General features: G+C 50.2%; 1 pseudogene. It reads right to left on the reverse strand.

Features of this window, described 5'->3' with window-relative positions:
- Positions 1-69 precede the first annotated feature (69 nt).
- A pseudogene (locus HBA93_RS20555) lies at positions 70-293 on the reverse strand (thiamine phosphate synthase); the annotation flags it as partial.

Consider the following 293-nt stretch of genomic DNA (forward strand, 5'->3'; position numbering starts at 1 on the left):
CAGAACGGATTTTTTCAGCATTATTTTACTCTTAATAACGACGGAGATGCGGGAGGCTCTCCGCCAATGTTATTCTTTAGTGTCTGCGGCGCTCATTTCATCGAGCTGGCGATTGGCATCTGCAACGATCTGTGCCGGATTGTCTGCAGAGAAAACAGCAGCACCCAATGCAATAAATTCTGCTCTTGTTGCAAAACAGGCTGCCAGATCGTCAATCTTTGAACCGGCTTGCACAATCGCCGGAATCTCCACCATGGCTGCCCACCATTCGGCAAGAGACAGGTTGCGCGGGT

The organism is Ochrobactrum sp. SFR4 (genome assembly GCF_019730395.1).
GTDB lineage: Bacteria > Pseudomonadota > Alphaproteobacteria > Rhizobiales > Rhizobiaceae > Pseudochrobactrum.